This window comes from Kitasatospora sp. NPDC024654, from assembly GCF_055559155.1.
Genome location: NZ_JBVHLF010000055.1, coordinates 20,061 through 35,458 on the forward strand (window position 1 = coordinate 20,061; position 15,398 = coordinate 35,458).

Annotated in this window: 12 protein-coding genes; 3 read left to right on the plus strand and 9 right to left on the minus strand. The window is 71.3% G+C overall.

Going from position 1 to position 15,398, the window contains the following annotated elements; translation table 11 throughout:
* Positions 1–98 precede the first annotated feature (98 nt).
* The 9 genes from ACZ38L_RS26920 to ACZ38L_RS26960 form a co-directional block, all read right to left on the minus strand.
* Positions 99–1,211 carry an ABC transporter ATP-binding protein gene (locus ACZ38L_RS26920; protein ID WP_465697975.1) on the minus strand — a complete coding sequence of 371 codons (1,113 nt, stop codon included), beginning with the start codon at positions 1,209–1,211 and terminating at the stop codon, positions 99–101.
* A 28-nt stretch (positions 1,212–1,239) separates the two neighbouring features.
* A complete protein-coding gene (locus tag ACZ38L_RS26925; RefSeq protein WP_465697977.1) occupies positions 1,240–2,310 on the minus strand; it encodes an ABC transporter ATP-binding protein in 1,071 nt (356 codons plus the stop codon).
* Between the two features lie 58 nt (positions 2,311–2,368).
* Complete coding sequence (locus ACZ38L_RS26930; RefSeq protein ID WP_465697979.1) at positions 2,369–3,352, minus strand: ABC transporter permease; 984 nt, start codon at positions 3,350–3,352, stop codon at positions 2,369–2,371.
* A 161-nt stretch (positions 3,353–3,513) separates the two neighbouring features.
* Entirely contained in the window at positions 3,514–5,253 is a 1,740-nt protein-coding gene (locus ACZ38L_RS26935; protein WP_465697981.1) for an ABC transporter substrate-binding protein, read from the minus strand.
* Positions 5,254–5,414: 161 nt separating this feature from the next.
* Positions 5,415–6,440, minus strand: coding sequence for an ABC transporter permease (locus tag ACZ38L_RS26940; RefSeq protein WP_465697983.1), 1,026 nt, complete (start codon positions 6,438–6,440; stop codon positions 5,415–5,417).
* Positions 6,441–6,993: 553 nt separating this feature from the next.
* Entirely contained in the window at positions 6,994–9,315 is a 2,322-nt protein-coding gene (locus ACZ38L_RS26945) for a peptidoglycan binding domain-containing protein (protein WP_465697985.1), read from the minus strand.
* Positions 9,316–9,565: 250 nt separating this feature from the next.
* Positions 9,566–9,997, minus strand: coding sequence for a DUF6113 family protein (locus ACZ38L_RS26950; RefSeq protein WP_465697987.1), 432 nt, complete (start codon positions 9,995–9,997; stop codon positions 9,566–9,568).
* The gene (gene mshB, locus ACZ38L_RS26955; RefSeq protein WP_465697989.1) at positions 9,997–10,869 is read right to left on the minus strand and encodes an N-acetyl-1-D-myo-inositol-2-amino-2-deoxy-alpha-D-glucopyranoside deacetylase; all 873 of its coding nucleotides are present in this window, start codon (positions 10,867–10,869) and stop codon (positions 9,997–9,999) included. Before mshB ends, ACZ38L_RS26950 begins: the two co-directional genes overlap by 1 nt.
* A gap of 42 nt (positions 10,870–10,911) precedes the next feature.
* A complete protein-coding gene (locus tag ACZ38L_RS26960; protein ID WP_396557856.1) occupies positions 10,912–11,106 on the minus strand; it encodes a DUF2304 domain-containing protein in 195 nt (64 codons plus the stop codon).
* A gap of 281 nt (positions 11,107–11,387) precedes the next feature.
* Between ACZ38L_RS26960 and ACZ38L_RS26965 the strand changes: the two genes are divergently transcribed.
* The 3 genes from ACZ38L_RS26965 to ACZ38L_RS26975 all read left to right on the plus strand — a co-directional run bounded on the left by ACZ38L_RS26965 (position 11,388) and on the right by ACZ38L_RS26975 (position 15,394).
* Positions 11,388–13,547 (plus strand): S9 family peptidase, encoded by a 2,160-nt coding sequence (locus ACZ38L_RS26965; protein ID WP_465697992.1) that lies wholly within the window; start codon positions 11,388–11,390, stop codon positions 13,545–13,547.
* A gap of 159 nt (positions 13,548–13,706) precedes the next feature.
* Complete coding sequence (locus ACZ38L_RS26970; protein WP_465697994.1) at positions 13,707–14,675, plus strand: ABC transporter ATP-binding protein; 969 nt, start codon at positions 13,707–13,709, stop codon at positions 14,673–14,675.
* A complete protein-coding gene (locus ACZ38L_RS26975) occupies positions 14,672–15,394 on the plus strand; it encodes an ABC transporter permease (RefSeq protein ID WP_465697996.1) in 723 nt (240 codons plus the stop codon). Before ACZ38L_RS26970 ends, ACZ38L_RS26975 begins: the two co-directional genes overlap by 4 nt.
* Positions 15,395–15,398: the final 4 nt, after the last annotated feature.

Genomic DNA, 15,398 nt, shown 5'->3' on the forward strand with positions numbered 1-15,398 from the left:
ACCCCCCCCCCCCCCCCCCCCCCCCACCCCCCCCCCCCCCCCCCCCCCCCCCCCCCCACCCCCCCCCCCCCCCCCCCCACGGCGTTCCAGGGACCGACTCAGTCCTCCGCCGCGTCCTCCGCGGCGGCGGCCGGCTTCTTGGCGCGGGAGGCCTCGACCCGCCGGGTGGCGGCGTCGCCGTCCTCGGGGAAGTGGCAGGCGGTCAGGTGACCCTCGGTGCTGCCACCGAGCTGGATCAGCGGCGGCTCCTCCGTCGAGCACTTCTCCTGCGCCTTCCAGCAGCGGGTGCGGAAGCGGCAGCCGGACGGCGGGTTGAGCGGCGACGGGACGTCACCGGTCAGCCGGATCCGCTCGGTGGAGAGGTTGTCCGGGTCGGCGTCCGGAGCCGCCGACAGCAGGGCGTGGGTGTACGGGTGGCGCGGCCGCTCGTACAGCGAGTCGCGGTCCGCGATCTCGACGACCTTGCCCAGGTACATCACCGCGACGCGCTGCGAGAAGTGCCGCACGATCGACAGGTCGTGCGCGATGAAGACGAAGGCGATGCCGAGCTCCCGCTGCAGCCGCTGCAGCAGGTTGACGACCTGCGCCTGGATCGACACGTCCAGCGCCGAGACCGGCTCGTCCGCGACGATCAGCTTCGGGTTGAGCGCGAGCGCCCGGGCCACTCCGATCCGCTGGCGCTGGCCGCCGGAGAACTCGTGCGGGAAGCGGTTGTAGTGCTCCGGGTTGAGACCGACGGTCTCCAGGAGCTCCTTGACCCGGGCCTCCCGGCCGCCGGGCGGGTTGATCCCGTTGATCTCCATCGGGCCGGAGATGATGGTGCCGACCGTGTGCCGCGGGTTCAGCGAGGCGTACGGGTCCTGGAAGATCATCTGGATCTCGGACCGGATCGGCGCCAGCTGCTTGCGGGAGGCGTGCGTGATGTCCTGACCCAGGTACTTGACCGACCCGCCGGTCGGCTCCAGCAGCCGGGTGAGCAGCCGGCCGGTGGTCGACTTGCCGCAGCCGGACTCGCCCACCAGGCCGAGGCTCTCGCCCACGCCGACGTTGAAGGTCACGTTGTCGACCGCCTGGACGGCACCGACCTGGCGCTTGAACGGGAAGCCGCCCATCACCGGGAAGTGCTTGGTGAGGCCGTCGACCTCCAGCAGGGGGGTGCCGGGGGCCGGGGCCTTGGCGGCCGGCTCGGTCAGAGTCTGCTCTGCGCTCATGGGATTTCCTTGGCTCCTTTACCGAGGCTCAGCTGCTCAGCCGGGGCAGGATCTGCTCGGTGAGGATGGACTGCTTCTGCGCGGGGGTGAGGTGGCAGGCCGACAGGTGTCCGTTGGCGATCTCCAGCGCGGGACGATCGGTCACGCACTTGTCGTCGGCGACCAGCTCACGGTACGCGCAGCGGGGGTGGAACGCGCAGCCGGTCGGCGGGTTCAGCAGGCTCGGCGGGGTGCCCGGGATCGGCTCCAGCGGGATGTCCACCGAGGCGTTGATCCGCGGGATCGAGCTGAGCAGGCCCCAGCCGTACGGGTGCTGGGAGGACTTGAGCACCTCGCGCATGGTGCCGCGCTCGACCGCCCGGCCCGCGTACATCACCAGCACGTCGTCGGCGATCTCGCGGATCACGCCGAGGTCGTGGGTGATGAAGATGATCGAGGTGCCGAACTCCTGCTGGAGGTCCTTCAGCAGGTCGACGATCTGCGCCTGGACGGTCACGTCGAGCGCGGTGGTCGGCTCGTCGGCGATCAGCAGCCGGGGGTCGCAGACCAGCGCCATGGCGATCATCGCGCGCTGGCGCATACCGCCGGAGAACTGGTGCGGGTAGTCGTCCACCCGGGTCTGCGGCTGCGGGATGCCGACCTTGGCCAGCATCTCGACGGCCCGCTCGCGGGCCTCCTTCTTGTTCGCCCCGGTGTGCTTCATGAACGGCTCGGAGATCTGCCGGCCGATCGTGTAGTAGGGCGAGAGCGCGGCCAGCGCGTCCTGGAAGATCATCGCCATCGCGTTGCCGCGGAGCTTCTCCAGCTCCTTCTGCGAGCAGCCGAGCAGCTCCTGGCCGTCGAGCTTGATCGAGCCCTCGATGGTGGTGTTCTTCGGGTTGTGCAGGCCCATCACGGCCAGGTTGGAGACGGACTTCCCGGAGCCCGACTCACCGACGATGCCGAGGGTCTTGCCCCGCTCGATGTCGAAGGTGAGGTTGTTGACGGCGTTGACGATGCCGTCCTCGGTGCGGAACCGGACACGCAGGTCACGCACCGAGAGGAACACGTCGCTGGCCTGCGGTGCGGGGGCGGCCTCGGACTTGGTGAGGGTGCTCACGGTCGGATCTCCTCGAAAGCGGGGTGGTGCGGAACTGGCAGGGGCGCGGTGGAGGAGGTCATCCCAGCCGGACCCGGGGGTCGAGGAGAGCGTAGGCCGCGTCGACGACGATGTTGAAGACGATGATCGCCGCCGCACTGAAGATCAGTACGCCCAGCTCCAGGTAGAGGTCGTTCTGACGGACCGAGTCGACGGCGAGGAAGCCGAGGCCGTGGATGCCGAAGGTGAACTCGGTGACCACCGCGCCGGAGAACACCGCGCCGAGGTCGATACCGAAGATCGTGATGATCGGGGCCATCGCACCGCGCAGGGCGTAGCGCCACCAGACGTAGCCGCTCGACATGCCCTTGGCCCGGGCGGCCCGGATGTGGTCCTCGGAGAGCTGCTCCAGCATCAGCGAGCGGACCTGGCGGGTGTAGTTCGACCAGAAGATCACCGACATGACCAGCCAGGGCAGGAGCATCCCCATGAAGCAGCCCCAGGGGTCCTGGCTGATCGCCACGTAGGAGGGCTGCGGCAGCCAGCCCAGGTTGGTGACGAACAGCCCCATGGCCAGCGGGCCGAGGAAGTAGATCTGGGTGGACTGGCCGACCAGCGAGATCGAGCTGGCGATCCGGTCCATGATGCCGCCCTGCTTCCAGGCGGAGATCATGCCCAGGCCGACACCGATGGTCAGGAAGCAGACGGCACCACCGATGGCGAGCACGAAGGTCGCCGGGTAGCTGGCCTCGATGCGCGGCCAGACGAACTGGTGGACGTTGTACGAGTAGCCGAAGCAGGGCGCGGCGCACTGGCCGATGTCCGTGCCGTAGTTGTGGCCGACGAACAGGCCGCTGAGGTAGTCCCAGAACTGCACGTAGATCGGCTGGTTCAGGTGCATGTTGATCCGGATCTGCTCCAGCAACTGCGGGGTGCAGGTCTTGGAGCAGGCGAGCTGCGCCGGATCGGTCGGGAGTGAGAAGAACGCGAAGTACGTCAGGGCGATCAGCAAGAAGAGAATGACGATCGCGCCGAGCGCCCGGCGGACGAGAAATCGGAACATGGGGATGAGCTCTTCCGAGTGAGGGCGCCTGCGGCGGCCACGTCGTGGAGAGTGCGACACCCGGGTTGCGGGTGATCGGCACGTGGCCCGGGTAGGGCCACCCGATTCGGGGTGGCCCTACCCGGGAGGAGCGGTCCGGAGGACCGCTCCGGGTCCGGTGCTTACTTGACGTACATGCTGGACGGGTCCAGCGCGCCGACGGCCGGGCTGTACGCCACGCCGCCCACGCCCGCACCGTAGATGCTGAAGAGCTTGTCGTAGGCGTACGGGATCTGCGGCACGTCGGTGGAGAGGATCTTGTCAGCGAGGGCCATCCACTGCGGGGCGGCCTGGTTGACGTCCGCCACGCTGTTGATCTGGTCCATCTGGGCGTCCATCGCCGGGTCGTTCAGGTGCGAGTAGTTGTTCGAACCGTCGGCGACCTGCCGGCCGTCCAGGGTCGGCGGGATGACGGTCGAACCGACCGGCCAGTCGGCGCCCCACCCGGTGCGGTAGAGGTCGAAGCCGTTGTCGACCTTGCCGATGATCGTGTAGTAGCTGGTGGCGTCGATGTCCTTGCTCTGGGCCTTGAAACCGGCCTGGTTGAGCTGGTCGACGATGACCGCGGTGATGTTCTGCCACTTGGTGGTGTTGGCGTACGCGATGGTGATCGGGTAGCCGAGCTTGCCCGCGGCCTGCAGCATCTGCTTGGCCTTCGCCGGGTCGCCCATCGGGTTGGCGGCGATGCCCAGCGGGTCGGTCTTCTGCCAGCCGGCCATGGTCGGGCTCATCAGGTTGCCCGCGACCTCGGCGGCGGCGGCGCCACCCTCCTGGCGGATCACCTGCGCGGCCGGGAAGGCCGTGGCCAGCGCCTTGCGGACGGCGACGTCGGTGACGCGGCTGGTGTTGATGCTGTAGACGTCGACGAACGGCTGGAACTGGTTGACCGAGCGGGCCTTCAGGTCCGGGGTCTTCTCGATCTGGTCGATCAGCGTCGTGTCGGCGTTGGCCGACAGGGTCACCGCGTCCTTGTCCGGGCCGGAGCCGTTGATCAGACGCTGGGTCAGCAGCGGCTGCGGGACGTTGAGCTGGATGTCCCACTCGTCCGCGTACTGGTGGCGCACCGAGTCGGTGTTCGGGTCCCACTCGGGGTTCTTGACCAGCACCAGCTCGGTGTTGGCGGTGTACGACTTGATCTTGTAGGGGCCGATCGAGACCGGGTGGGCGTTGTACGCCTGCTGGTCGTCCTTCGAGGCCTCGATCGCGGTCGCGTCCTGCTCCGCCATCGCGTACGGGGCGTCGGCGTGCGGGGCCAGGAAGTGGAAGACGATGGTCTTCGCGTCCGGGGTCGCGATGACCGAGTCCGGCAGCGACTGGCCGCCGTACGGACCCTGGTAGACCTGACGGTAGTTCGGGCCGGACAGCCAGGTCTGCAGGTAGAGCGGGCCGTTGGTCTGGTACGAGGCGTAGAGGCGCTCGATGGCGTACTTGACGTCCTTCGAGGTGATCGGCGTGCCGTCCTCGAACTTCAGGCCGTCCTTGAGGGTGTACGTCCAGGTCTTGCCACCGTCCGAGGACGTACCGGTGTCGGTCGCCATGTCACCGACCAGGATGGTCTTGCCGGTGGTCGGGTCGGTCTTGTAGTTGGTCAGCTGGCGGGTGTACAGCGAGCTGATGGCCTGGAGCTGGTTCTCGTAGATCTGGCTCGGGTCCAGGTAGTCCAGACCGGTCGGCTCCAGGTCGGTGATGGTGCCACCCGACTGGGCGCCGGGAACCGGCTTCGCCGGGCCCTGCGAGTCGGCCGCGGTGCCCAGGGACACGGTCTGCGTGCTGGCCGTCACGTTGGCCTGGGCGCCCGCCTTGCCGCTGCCCCCGCCGCAGGCGGTCAGCGTCAGGGCGCTGACGGCCACGAGCGCCGGCATGAGTGCTGCCTTGCGAAGTCTCATTGGTTCCTACCTGTCACTGGTCATAGGTGGGTCTAAGCCAGCGCGGACCGGCGGGGCGACGCTGCCCCGGGGTGGCCGGACTGGGGGGCACAGCAGGTGATGCGTGGGGGTGGTGCTGCCTTGCGGGGGTGGAACGGCTAGCGGATGGTCTTCGGGTCGAGCGCGTCGCGGACCGCGTCACCGAAGAGGTTGAACGCGACGGCGAAGATCGTGAGGGAGAGACCCGGGAAGAACAGGTAGGTCAGGTCGTTCTGGTAGTTGTTCGCCGCGTCCTGGAACATCAGGCCCCAGTCCGGGGTGGGCTCCACCATGCCGACGCCGAGGAAGGAGAGGCCGGCCTCGGTGGTCACCATCAGCGGGAGGAGCAGGGTGACCTGCACCAGGATGGTGGTGGCCAGGTTCGGCATCAGCTCCTTGAAGATGATGCGCCAGGGCGAGGCGCCGGCGATCTTCGCGGCCTCGATGTACTCGCGCTCCCGCATGCTGAGGGCCAGGCCGCGGAGCAGACGCGCGGTGGCCATCCAGCCGAGCACGGCCTGCACCAGGACGATCGCGACGACCCGGACGTAGGTCGGGGTGGGGTCCTGGGCCGGCACGAAGAGGTTGAGCACGACGGGGGTGAAGGCGATGAAGAAGAGCTGGCTCGGCATCGCGAGCAGCAGGTCGCAGAAGCGGCCGACCAGGTAGTCGAAGCGGCCGCCCAGGTAACCCTGCGCGACACCGATCACGATGCCCAGGACGGCGCAGACGATGGTGATCAGCAGGGCGATCCCGAGCGAGGTCCGGATGCCGTAGATCAGCTTGGTGAAGATGTCGTACCCGGTGATGGGCGTGAGCCCGAACCAGAACTGGCTGCTGATCCCGCCGCCGGCGCCGACCGGCACGCCCGAGTCGTCCAGCAGGCTCATGTCGCGGGTGCCGTAGGGGATGTACGGCGACTTCCCGTAGAGCGAGGCGATCACCGGCGCGAAGATCGCGACCAGGATGTAGAAGATCACGATCCCGGCGCAGATCACACCGATGCGGTTGCGCTTGAAGCGGCTCCAGGCAATCTGGCCCGGGGTGCGCCCGAGGAACTCGCCCGGCTTGTTGCCGGCCGGCCCCGTCGCGGACTCGACGACGACCGGATCGGTCTCAGTCGTGTCCTCAGTTGGCGTCGTCATGGTGCGAAAGCTCCCGCCGGTGGTCTGTGCAGCAGCAACGAAGAAGAAAGTTGGTCGAACGGACTCTCGCAACTCGTTTATCGAACGTCAAGAGTTTCTCTGTGGCTGGACAGCCAGTTTTGGCTTCGTTCTGGAATGTCAATCACTTCGTAGCTTCTACCTACTTGACACCCTCATAACGAGACGTGTGAAAACGGACATATCTGGGCATAGCGCGTTCATGAGTTCGTAACGTGGGCTTAGTGGCACCGGTATCTGGACGCACCGTCCTGCTGTTTGTGTGGTCGATGCGCGTAGATCGCGGTGTCCGGTTTGTGGTGGTTGAAGGGCATTACCGGGCGGTTTTTTGTGTCCGCATACCGGACGGATTTGGCGGGAAGCCGCCATTGGCGACTATTCGTCGCCCTTTAACGGGCCCTTCGGAATCCATTGGATGAGGAGCTGCCCAACTGTCGTGTCGGTTACACGCCACTGGCGGGAAGTCGCCGGGAATGACGTCGAGGCCCCCGGAACTGGAGGGTTCCGGGGGCCTCGTACGCGATTTTTGACATGCTCACATGCGGAACGTGAATGTGCGGTCCGCGGTGGTGTTCTTGTCGTACACGGAGGCGATTGCGTCCGCCACGGCCTGGGGGGTGATCGGGGCCAGAGTGCCGTCGCTCTGACGGAACTTGAGCCCGGCGAAGACCGAGCCCATGGCGTTGCCCAGCTCGTCCAGGTTCCACTGCGGGCCGATGTTGCCCGAGTCGTCCGGGGCCAGGGTGAGGGCCTTGGCGGCCGTGACGTTGCCGAAGAGGAACTTCTTGCTGCCGGCGACCACGATCACCTTGCCGCTGGTGATCGCCTTGCCGAGACCGTCCGCGGCCTGCTGCAGGGCCTGGGTGGTGACCTTGGGCTGGGCCGCGGTCAGGGGCAGCGTGATGGTGCCGTCCGACTTGCCGTCGGCCCGGTCCTGGTAGGCCTGGACGACCTGGTTGACCGCGGAGTTGTCGTCGATCGCCTGGCCGGGCTGACCCGGGACCACGACCGTGGTGCCGTCGGGGGAGAACTGGACGTAGCCCTCCTTGAAGCCCTGTGACAGCTGGGCGGCCAGGCTGTCCAGCGCGGCCTTCAGCTTGGCCCGGTCCACGTTGACCACCGGCGGCACGTTCTTGGGGCTGCCGGGGATCGAGCCGATCACGGTCACCGGGTTGTAGCTGTGCTTGGTCAGCCCGTCCACGGTGGCCGTGGTGTCGAAGCTCAGGCCGGCGGTGGCCGGGTCGAGCGAGACCGGCTGGGTGCCGAGCTTCAGCGCCATCGGCTGCTCGCCGATCTTGCCGACCGTGCTGTCGAGCAGGTGGACCGCCTGGTCGCGGCTGTCACCGCTGATGTCGGTGCCCAGCACGGTGGTGCCGCGCGGGACGTCCGCCTGGTTGAGCATCAGGCCGGTGCCGTAGACCGCCGCGCCGACGAAGAGCGCGCCGCCGACCGCGTAGACCAGCAGCTTCTGGGCCCGCGGCTTGGGCTTGGGCTTCGGCTTGGCCGCCGCCGGGGCGGGGGCCGGCTCGGCCTCGACCGCGACGGTCGTCGGGCCGCCCTCCGGCACCGACTGGCCGGTGGGCTCGCCGCCCGGCGCTCCGCCGGCCTCCGGCTGGGAGGCGCCGCCGCGGAACGGCGCCGGATCGGCCGGGTGGGCGGCGGTCGGCGCGGTGGCGGTGCCACCACGGCCGGGTGCGGCGCCGTAGATCCCGGCCACCGGCAGGCCCGGTATGGCCTCGGCCGGGTCGCCGGAGATCGGGGCGAAGCCGCCGATCTCGGTGTCCTCGGGGTCGGTCGCGGACTCGGTGGTGAACCGGCCGTCGGTGAAGCGGCCCTCGGGGACCGGGCCGGGCTGCGGCTGGGTGCGGGCGAACCGGCCCGGCGCGCCCGGGGTGCCGGTGGGTCGGTTGGCGGCCGGACCGCTGCCGAACGCGTCGCCGCCGGCGGGGCCGGCCGAGTACGGGTCGCTCGGGACGCCCTGGAACGGGCCGCCGTGGCTGGCCGCCGGGGCCGGCTCGCCGGGCCCGGTCGCGTACGGGTCCGTGGGGTAGCCCGCCGACGGGGCGCCGAACGGCTGCCGGGTCTCGGACGGGTGGTCGGCGGTGGCGAACGGCGAGGCCGGTGCCTCGGCCGGGCGCGGCACCGGGATCTGCTGGGTGGCCTCGTTGGAGAAGGCCGGGGCCGCCGGCGGTGCGGGCTGGCGCTCGGGCGCCTGGAACGGCGAACCGCTCCCGAAGCCCGGCGCCGCCGCGGGGGCCGGAGCCGGGGCCGCGGCCGGCGTCGGTTCCGGCCGGACCCGCTGCCGCGGCCGGAACCACTCGCCGGTCGACTCCGTCTCGGCCGGCTGCCCCGCGCTCGACCTCTGGGGGGCCGGCTTCGGGGTGCCGCCGGGCGGCGTCTGCCACTCGGGCGGCAGGGTCGGCGGGGAGCCGGGGCGCGCGCCCGACTCCATCACGCCGACCACCGGCTCGGCCGGCGCACCCGAGCGGTGCCGCGGCCGGTTCGGCTGCCCGTCCGGGTCGCCGCCCGGCTCCTCGGGTTTGACGGGGCTTCGGACCACGACCGGCGGGATCGGCCGTGAGCCGGGGATGTTGATCGAGATTCGGGTGGTCAGCGTGGTCTCGGTCTTCGGGGCGTCCGGCTGGGGGTCGGCGGGGGCCTGGGCCGGCTCGAACCGGTAACCGCGGCCGAGGGCCGAGGACGGGTCGCCGTCCTGGCCGAAGCCGTTCCCCAGACCCGGGATCCCGTACGGGGGAGTGCCCGACGGGTAGGCGTCGGGGCCCTCGCCCGGCCGGCGGCCGGGGGCGCCGCCGCGACGGGGCGACGGGTGGGCGTTGTCAGATTCGCGGCTGCTCAATGCTGCTCTGCTCCGGGTTCACGGTCGGGGCTGTCGGACCACCGGCCGCGGGTTGCTGGGGCGTCCGGCCGGGCGTATGGCGCGGCCGACAATGCTGCGGCACCACCATACTGGGAACGACTGAGTGGCGAACTGATTCCGTTAGAAGACGATACGTCCGGTTCCGCACGGTTGACCCTACGACCGAACGGCGCTGACTGCCCGTCGTGCGCCGACATCCGGGGAGTCCTCGGGGGATCTCGTCCGGTGCTCAGTCCCGCTGCCGCGGGATGCCGAACGGGAACGGCGACCGGGTGGGCAGGGTGGCGCAGATCACCCCGATCACGGCGCCGCCCAGCAGGTAGGCGTAGGCGTCGACGCCGGCCGCGAGCACGAAGTCACCCTCCGGCCGAGGGGCCATCAGCACCATCAGCACCAGGAACCAGCCGATCAGCGGCATCCCGGCGCCGAGCTTGGTCCCGGTCAGCCGCAGGCCGCCGTAGAAGACCGCGGCGGCGGCCGCCAGCGCGAGCAGCAGGCCGACCGGGCTCCACAGGGCCTGCACGAAACAACCGCAGAGCGCGACCAGCGCGCCCAGCACGAGGAGCGCCAGGTAACCGGCGATCCGGGCGCCACGGGACGGCAGCGGTTCGGCGAGCCGCTGGGAGCGGGTGCCGAGCAGCAGGTGCAGCGGGTTGTTCATCACGCCTCGATTCCGGCGAACAGGTCGGACTCCGGTCGGCCGGGGCCGGGCTCGCCGTGGACCAGCTGGTAGTACTCGGTCGCCAGCAGCGGCTGGCCGAGGCCGTTGCTCAGGGCGAAGAACTCGCCCGAGACGGTGATCTGGGTGGCGTGCGCGCGCATCGCCGCGGCCTTGCGGTCGGCGTAGCGGCCGTTGTCCAGCACGGTGGTGATCACCCCGTCCTCGACCACCCCGGGGACGTCGGCGGGCTCGGCGACCCGCGGGAAGTGCGCGGCGGCCGCCCGCAGGCCCGCGGCCAGCACCTCGGCCGGCATCCGGTTCCAGTAGACCTTGGCGATCGGCCAGGCCGGGCCGAGCTCGGGGCGGAAGCCCGGGTCGGCGGCCAGCCGGTGGGCCCGCATGGCGACCCGGTGCGCCTGGATGTGGTCCGGGTGGCCGTAGCCGCCGTCCTCGTCGTAGGTGACCAGCACCTGCGGCCGGACCTCGCGGATCACCCGGACCAGGTGGCCGGCGGCCTCGTCCACGTCGGCCTGCCAGAAGCAGCCGGGGCGGTCGTTCTCGGGGACGCCCATCATGCCGGAGTCGCGGTAGCGGCCGGGCCCGCCGAGGAAGCGGACGTCGGTGACGCCGACCTCCCGCATCGCGGCGGTCAGCTCACCGATCCGGAAGTCGCCCAGGCCGTCCTCCCGATCCGCCGTCAGGTGCGCCAGCTCCGGCGGGATCACCTCACCGCCCTCGCCGAGGGTGCAGGTCACCAGCGTGACCTGGGCGCCCTCGGCGGCGTACCGGGCCATGGTCGCGCCGTTGCCGATCGACTCGTCGTCGGGGTGGGCGTGCACCAGCAGCAGGCGGCGGGCGGGAACAGCGGTCATGGGGAGCAGCCTAAGCGAACCGCCCGTTCGCGAGGAGTGCGGCTAGAGCTTCAGGCCGTTGATCATCTCGGCGAGGTTGCTGGTCACCTGCTGGATCGACGGTGCGATGGTGCTGTTGGCGAGATAGAAGCCCAGCAGCGCGCAGACGATCGCGTGGGCCAGTTTGAGGCTGGACCGGCGGATCAGCACCACCACGATGACCAGCATCAACATGGCCGCGGAGATGGACAAAGCCATGACGGCTCACACCCCTTCTCGGGTGCGCCGCCCCGGCGGGCGGCGGTCGGGACCGTGCGGAGGAACGGCGAACCGGACATTCCCCGTCCGGATCGCCGAACCTATGAATACCCGATCGGTGAGGGGAGCATTACTTTCCGTGAGGCGGCATTTTTCGGGGCGCGGGTGCACGGTGGGGCGCATGGGCCGGTCGGAGGGGGTACGGAGGCCCGTGCGGGTTGGTTCTCCGCGATGGGCCGAACGAGTGATCGTGCGGTGACGGAGGCCATAAGGTGCGGGCCATGACCTCTGACGCCTCCGCCACACCCCCCGCGGACACCTTCCCCCGGCAGTACGCGCGGACCCTGCGGTACACCGTCGGCCTGCCGCGTTCCTTCGCCGTCGCACCGGACGACTCCCGGGTGGTCTTCCTGCGCTCGCGCCCCACCGCCGAGGGCGCCGCGACCGACCGGGCCAACCTGCTCTGGACCCTCGACCCGGCCACCGGCGAGGAGCGGATCGCCGCCGACCCGGTCGCCCTGCTAGACGGCGGCAGCGAGCAGCTCTCCGCGGCCGAGAAGGCCCGCCGCGAGCGCAGCCGCGAGGGCTCGGCCGGCATCGTCGGCTACGCGCTGGACGCCGCCGCCCGGCTGGCCGCCTTCGCGCTCTCCGGCCGGCTCTTCGCCGCCGACCTGGTCGCCGGCACGGTCACCGAGCTGTCCGCCGCCGGCCCGCTGCTCGACCCGCGGCCCGCGCCCGACGGCCGGCACATCGCCTACCCGACCACCGCCGGCGAGCTGCGGGTGATCGCCGCCGACGGCACCGACGACCGCGCGCTCGCCACCCCCGAGGCGGCCGGGGTGGCCTGGGGCCAGGCCGAGTTCATCGCCCAGGAGGAGATGGACCGCAGCCGCGGCTACTGGTGGTCCCCCGAGGGCGACCGGCTGCTGGTCGCCCGGGTCGACGACACGCCCGTGCGGCGCTGGTGGATCGCGGACCCCGCCAACCCGGCGACCACCCCCGCCGAGGTCGGCTACCCCGCCGCCGGCACGCCCAACGCCGAGGTCACGCTCTGGCTGCTCGGCCTGGACGGCTCCCGGGTCGAGGCGGCCTGGGACCGCGTGGGCTACCCGTACCTGGCCCGGGTGCACTGGTCGGCCGGCGGCCCGCCGCTGCTCCTGGTGCAGGCGCGTGACCAGCGCAGCCAGCTGCTGCTGACGCTGGACCCGGTGACCGGGCGGACCAGCACCCTGCTCGAGGAGCGGGACGCCGTCTGGCTGGAGCTGTTCTCCGGCGCGCCGGCCTGGACCCCGGACGGCCGGCTGGTCCAGATCAGCGACGAGCCGGGCCACCGCGCGCTGCTGGTCGGCGACCAGCTGCTCACCGACGACGCGCTGCACGTGCGCGCGGTGCTCTCGATCGGCGAGCGCGACCTGCTCTGCACGGCGAGTCCGGGCGAGGGCGCCGAGGACCAGACGCCCGGCCTGGCCGGGCTCTACCGGGTGCCGTTGGACGGCTCGACGCCGGAGCTGCTGCGCCGGGCCGGCGCGCTGGACGCGGTCCGCGGCGACGAGGTCACCGTGCTGACCAGCTCGGTGCCCGAGCGGCCGGGCCGGCGGGCCGAGCTGCTGCGCGGCGGCGAGGAGATCGCGGTGATCGCCTCGTACGCCGAGACGCCGGTGCTGACCACCCGGCCGGAGTTCCGGCTGGCCGGCGCCCGCCGGATCCCGGCCGCCGTGCTGCTGCCGACCGGCTACGACCGGGCGCGGGACGGCCTGCTGCCAGTGCTGATGGACCCGTACGGCGGCCCGCACGGGCAGCTGGTGGTGCAGGCGCACAACGCCTTCCTCACCTCGCAGTGGTTCGCCGACCAGGGCTTCGCGGTGGTGGTCGCGGACGGCCGCGGGACCCCCGGCCGCAGCCCGGCCTGGGAGAAGGCGATCGCCTTCGACTTCGCCGGGGTCACCCTGGACGACCAGGTCGAGGCGCTGCACGCGCTGGCCGAGGAGTTCCCGCTGGACCTCGGCCGGGTGGCGATCCGCGGCTGGTCGTACGGCGGCTACCTGTCGGCGCTCGCCGTGCTGCGCCGCCCGGACGTCTTCCACGCGGCGGTGGCCGGCGCCCCGGTCACCGACTGGCGGCTCTACGACACCCACTACACCGAGCGCTACCTCGGCCACCCCGCCGAGCGGCCGGAGGTGTACGACGCCAACTCGCTGATCGCGGACGCGCCGAAGCTGGAGCGCCCGCTGCTGCTCATCCACGGGCTGGCGGACGACAACGTGGTGGCCGCGCACACCCTGCGGCTCTCCTCCGCGCTGCTCGCGGCCGGCCGCCCGCACACCGTGCTGCCGCTCTCCGGCGTCACCCACATGACGCCGCAGGAACAGGTCGCGGAGAACCTGCTGCTGCTCCAGGTCGACTTCCTGCGGCGGCAGCTCGGGCTGACGTCCCGGGGCTGACCGACGGTCCGACGGCGGCCCGGGCAGGCGCTTGCGCGGCCCGGGCCGCCGTATGACATCCGTCATGGTGAGAGCACGACCGCGCACACTGCCCGTCGCGGGCCCGGTCCGGCACGCTTGAGCGGTACGCCTGGACGACGGAGAGGACGGGGGCAGCGAATGAGCGACGAGGTGGCCGCCTTCAGGCAGGTGAGCAAGAGCTACGGGCGGGTCAAGGCGGTGAACGGCCTCGACCTGGTGCTGCGCCCGGGCGAGACGGTGGCGCTGCTCGGCCCGAACGGCGCGGGCAAGTCCAGCAGCCTGGACCTGCTGCTCGGCCTGCGCGCGCCGGACCAGGGCAGCGTGACGCTGTTCGGCGGCACCCCGCGGGCCGCGATCGAGGCCGGCCGGGTCGGCGCGATGCTGCAGAGCGGCGGGCTGATGACCGACGTCAGGGTCAGCGAGCTGGTCCGGCTGGCCTGCGCGGTGCACCCGCGCGGCCACCGCCCCGAGCAGGTGATGGCCGACGCCGGCATCACCGAGATCGCCGACCGCCGGGTGGACAAGCTCTCCGGCGGCCAGGAGCAGCGGGTCCGCTTCGCGCTCGCCGTCGCGGGCGCCAACGACCTGATCGTGCTGGACGAGCCCACCACCGGGATGGACGTCTCGGTCCGGCAGCAGTTCTGGGCCTCGATGCGCCGGCAGGCGGCGGCCGGCCGGACCGTGCTGTTCGCCACCCACTACCTGGAGGAGGCCGACTCGATCGCCGACCGGGTGCTGGTGCTGCACCGCGGCCGGCTGATCGCGGACGGCTCCTCGGCCGAGATCAAGGCCAAGGCCGGCGCCCGGCGGATCAGCTTCGAGCTGCACGCGGCGGACGCCGAGGTGACCGAGGAGACGCTGCGGGCGCTGCCCGGCCTGGTCGCACTGGACGTCAGCGGCCCGGCCGGCGGGGTGCGGACGGTCCGGATCCGGACCACCGACGCGGACGCCGACATGGCGGCCCTCTACCGGGCGGGGGTCTACCCGCGCGGCCTGGAGGTCACCAGCCTGGGCCTGGAGCAGGCCTTCCTGACCATCACCGGCGAGCAGGACGCGGAAGACCGCCAGGACGCGGAGGACCGCCAGTTCGAGGAGAGCGCGCGATGACCACCCTGATCCAGCTGGAGATCCTGCGCACCCTGCGCAACCGGCGCTACCTCTTCTTCACCGTGCTCTACCCGGCGCTGATGTACTTCTTCTTCGTCAGCGTCTACAAGGGCGGCGACGTCGCCACCGGGGTCAGCGCGAAGTCGTACTTCATGGTCTCGATGGCCACCTTCGGCTCGGTCGGCGCGGTGCTCACCGGCAGCGCGCAGCGGATCTCGCTGGAGCGCAAGAGCGGCTGGGTGCGCCAGCTGCGGCTGACCGCGCTGCCCGGGAGCTCGTACACCATCGCCAAGATCGCCTCCTGCGCGGCGACCACGCTGCCGGCGATCCTGGTGGTCTTCGCGCTCGGCGCGGTGGAGGGCGTCCGGCTCGGCGCGGGGCAGTGGCTCGGGCTGCTGGCGGCGCTCTGGCTGGGCAGCTTCGCCTTCGCGGCGCTCGGCGTGGCGCTCGGGTACGCGGCGGAGCCGAGCGCGGTGCAGCCGATCGTGATGATCATCTACATGCTGATGGCGGCGTTCGGCGGGACCTGGTACCCGATCACCGGCTCGCTGAAGGAGTTCGCCCGGTTCAACCCGGTGTACCTCTACAACCAGCTGGCCGCCTTCATCCACCCCGGGCAGTCGGTGGACACCGCGGCCGCCGCCGGACTGGCGGGCTTCCTGGTGGTCTTCGTGGTCGCCGCGGGCTACCTGTACCGCAAGGACGCCAGGCAGGCATGATGGT

Coding starts and splice junctions, on each gene's coding strand:
- ACZ38L_RS26920 (WP_465697975.1), bottom strand. CDS start 1,211: ATGAGCGCAGAGCAGACTCTGACCGAGCCGGCCGCCAAGGCCCCGGCC.
- ACZ38L_RS26930 (WP_465697979.1), bottom strand. CDS start 3,352: ATGTTCCGATTTCTCGTCCGCCGGGCGCTCGGCGCGATCGTCATTCTC.
- ACZ38L_RS26935 (WP_465697981.1), bottom strand. CDS start 5,253: ATGCCGGCGCTCGTGGCCGTCAGCGCCCTGACGCTGACCGCCTGCGGC.
- ACZ38L_RS26940 (WP_465697983.1), bottom strand. CDS start 6,440: ATGACGACGCCAACTGAGGACACGACTGAGACCGATCCGGTCGTCGTC.
- ACZ38L_RS26950 (WP_465697987.1), bottom strand. CDS start 9,997: ATGAACAACCCGCTGCACCTGCTGCTCGGCACCCGCTCCCAGCGGCTC.
- mshB (WP_465697989.1), bottom strand. CDS start 10,869: ATGACCGCTGTTCCCGCCCGCCGCCTGCTGCTGGTGCACGCCCACCCC.
- ACZ38L_RS26960 (WP_396557856.1), bottom strand. CDS start 11,106: ATGGCTTTGTCCATCTCCGCGGCCATGTTGATGCTGGTCATCGTGGTG.
- ACZ38L_RS26965 (WP_465697992.1), top strand. CDS start 11,388: ATGACCTCTGACGCCTCCGCCACACCCCCCGCGGACACCTTCCCCCGG.
- ACZ38L_RS26970 (WP_465697994.1), top strand. CDS start 13,707: ATGAGCGACGAGGTGGCCGCCTTCAGGCAGGTGAGCAAGAGCTACGGG.
- ACZ38L_RS26975 (WP_465697996.1), top strand. CDS start 14,672: ATGACCACCCTGATCCAGCTGGAGATCCTGCGCACCCTGCGCAACCGG.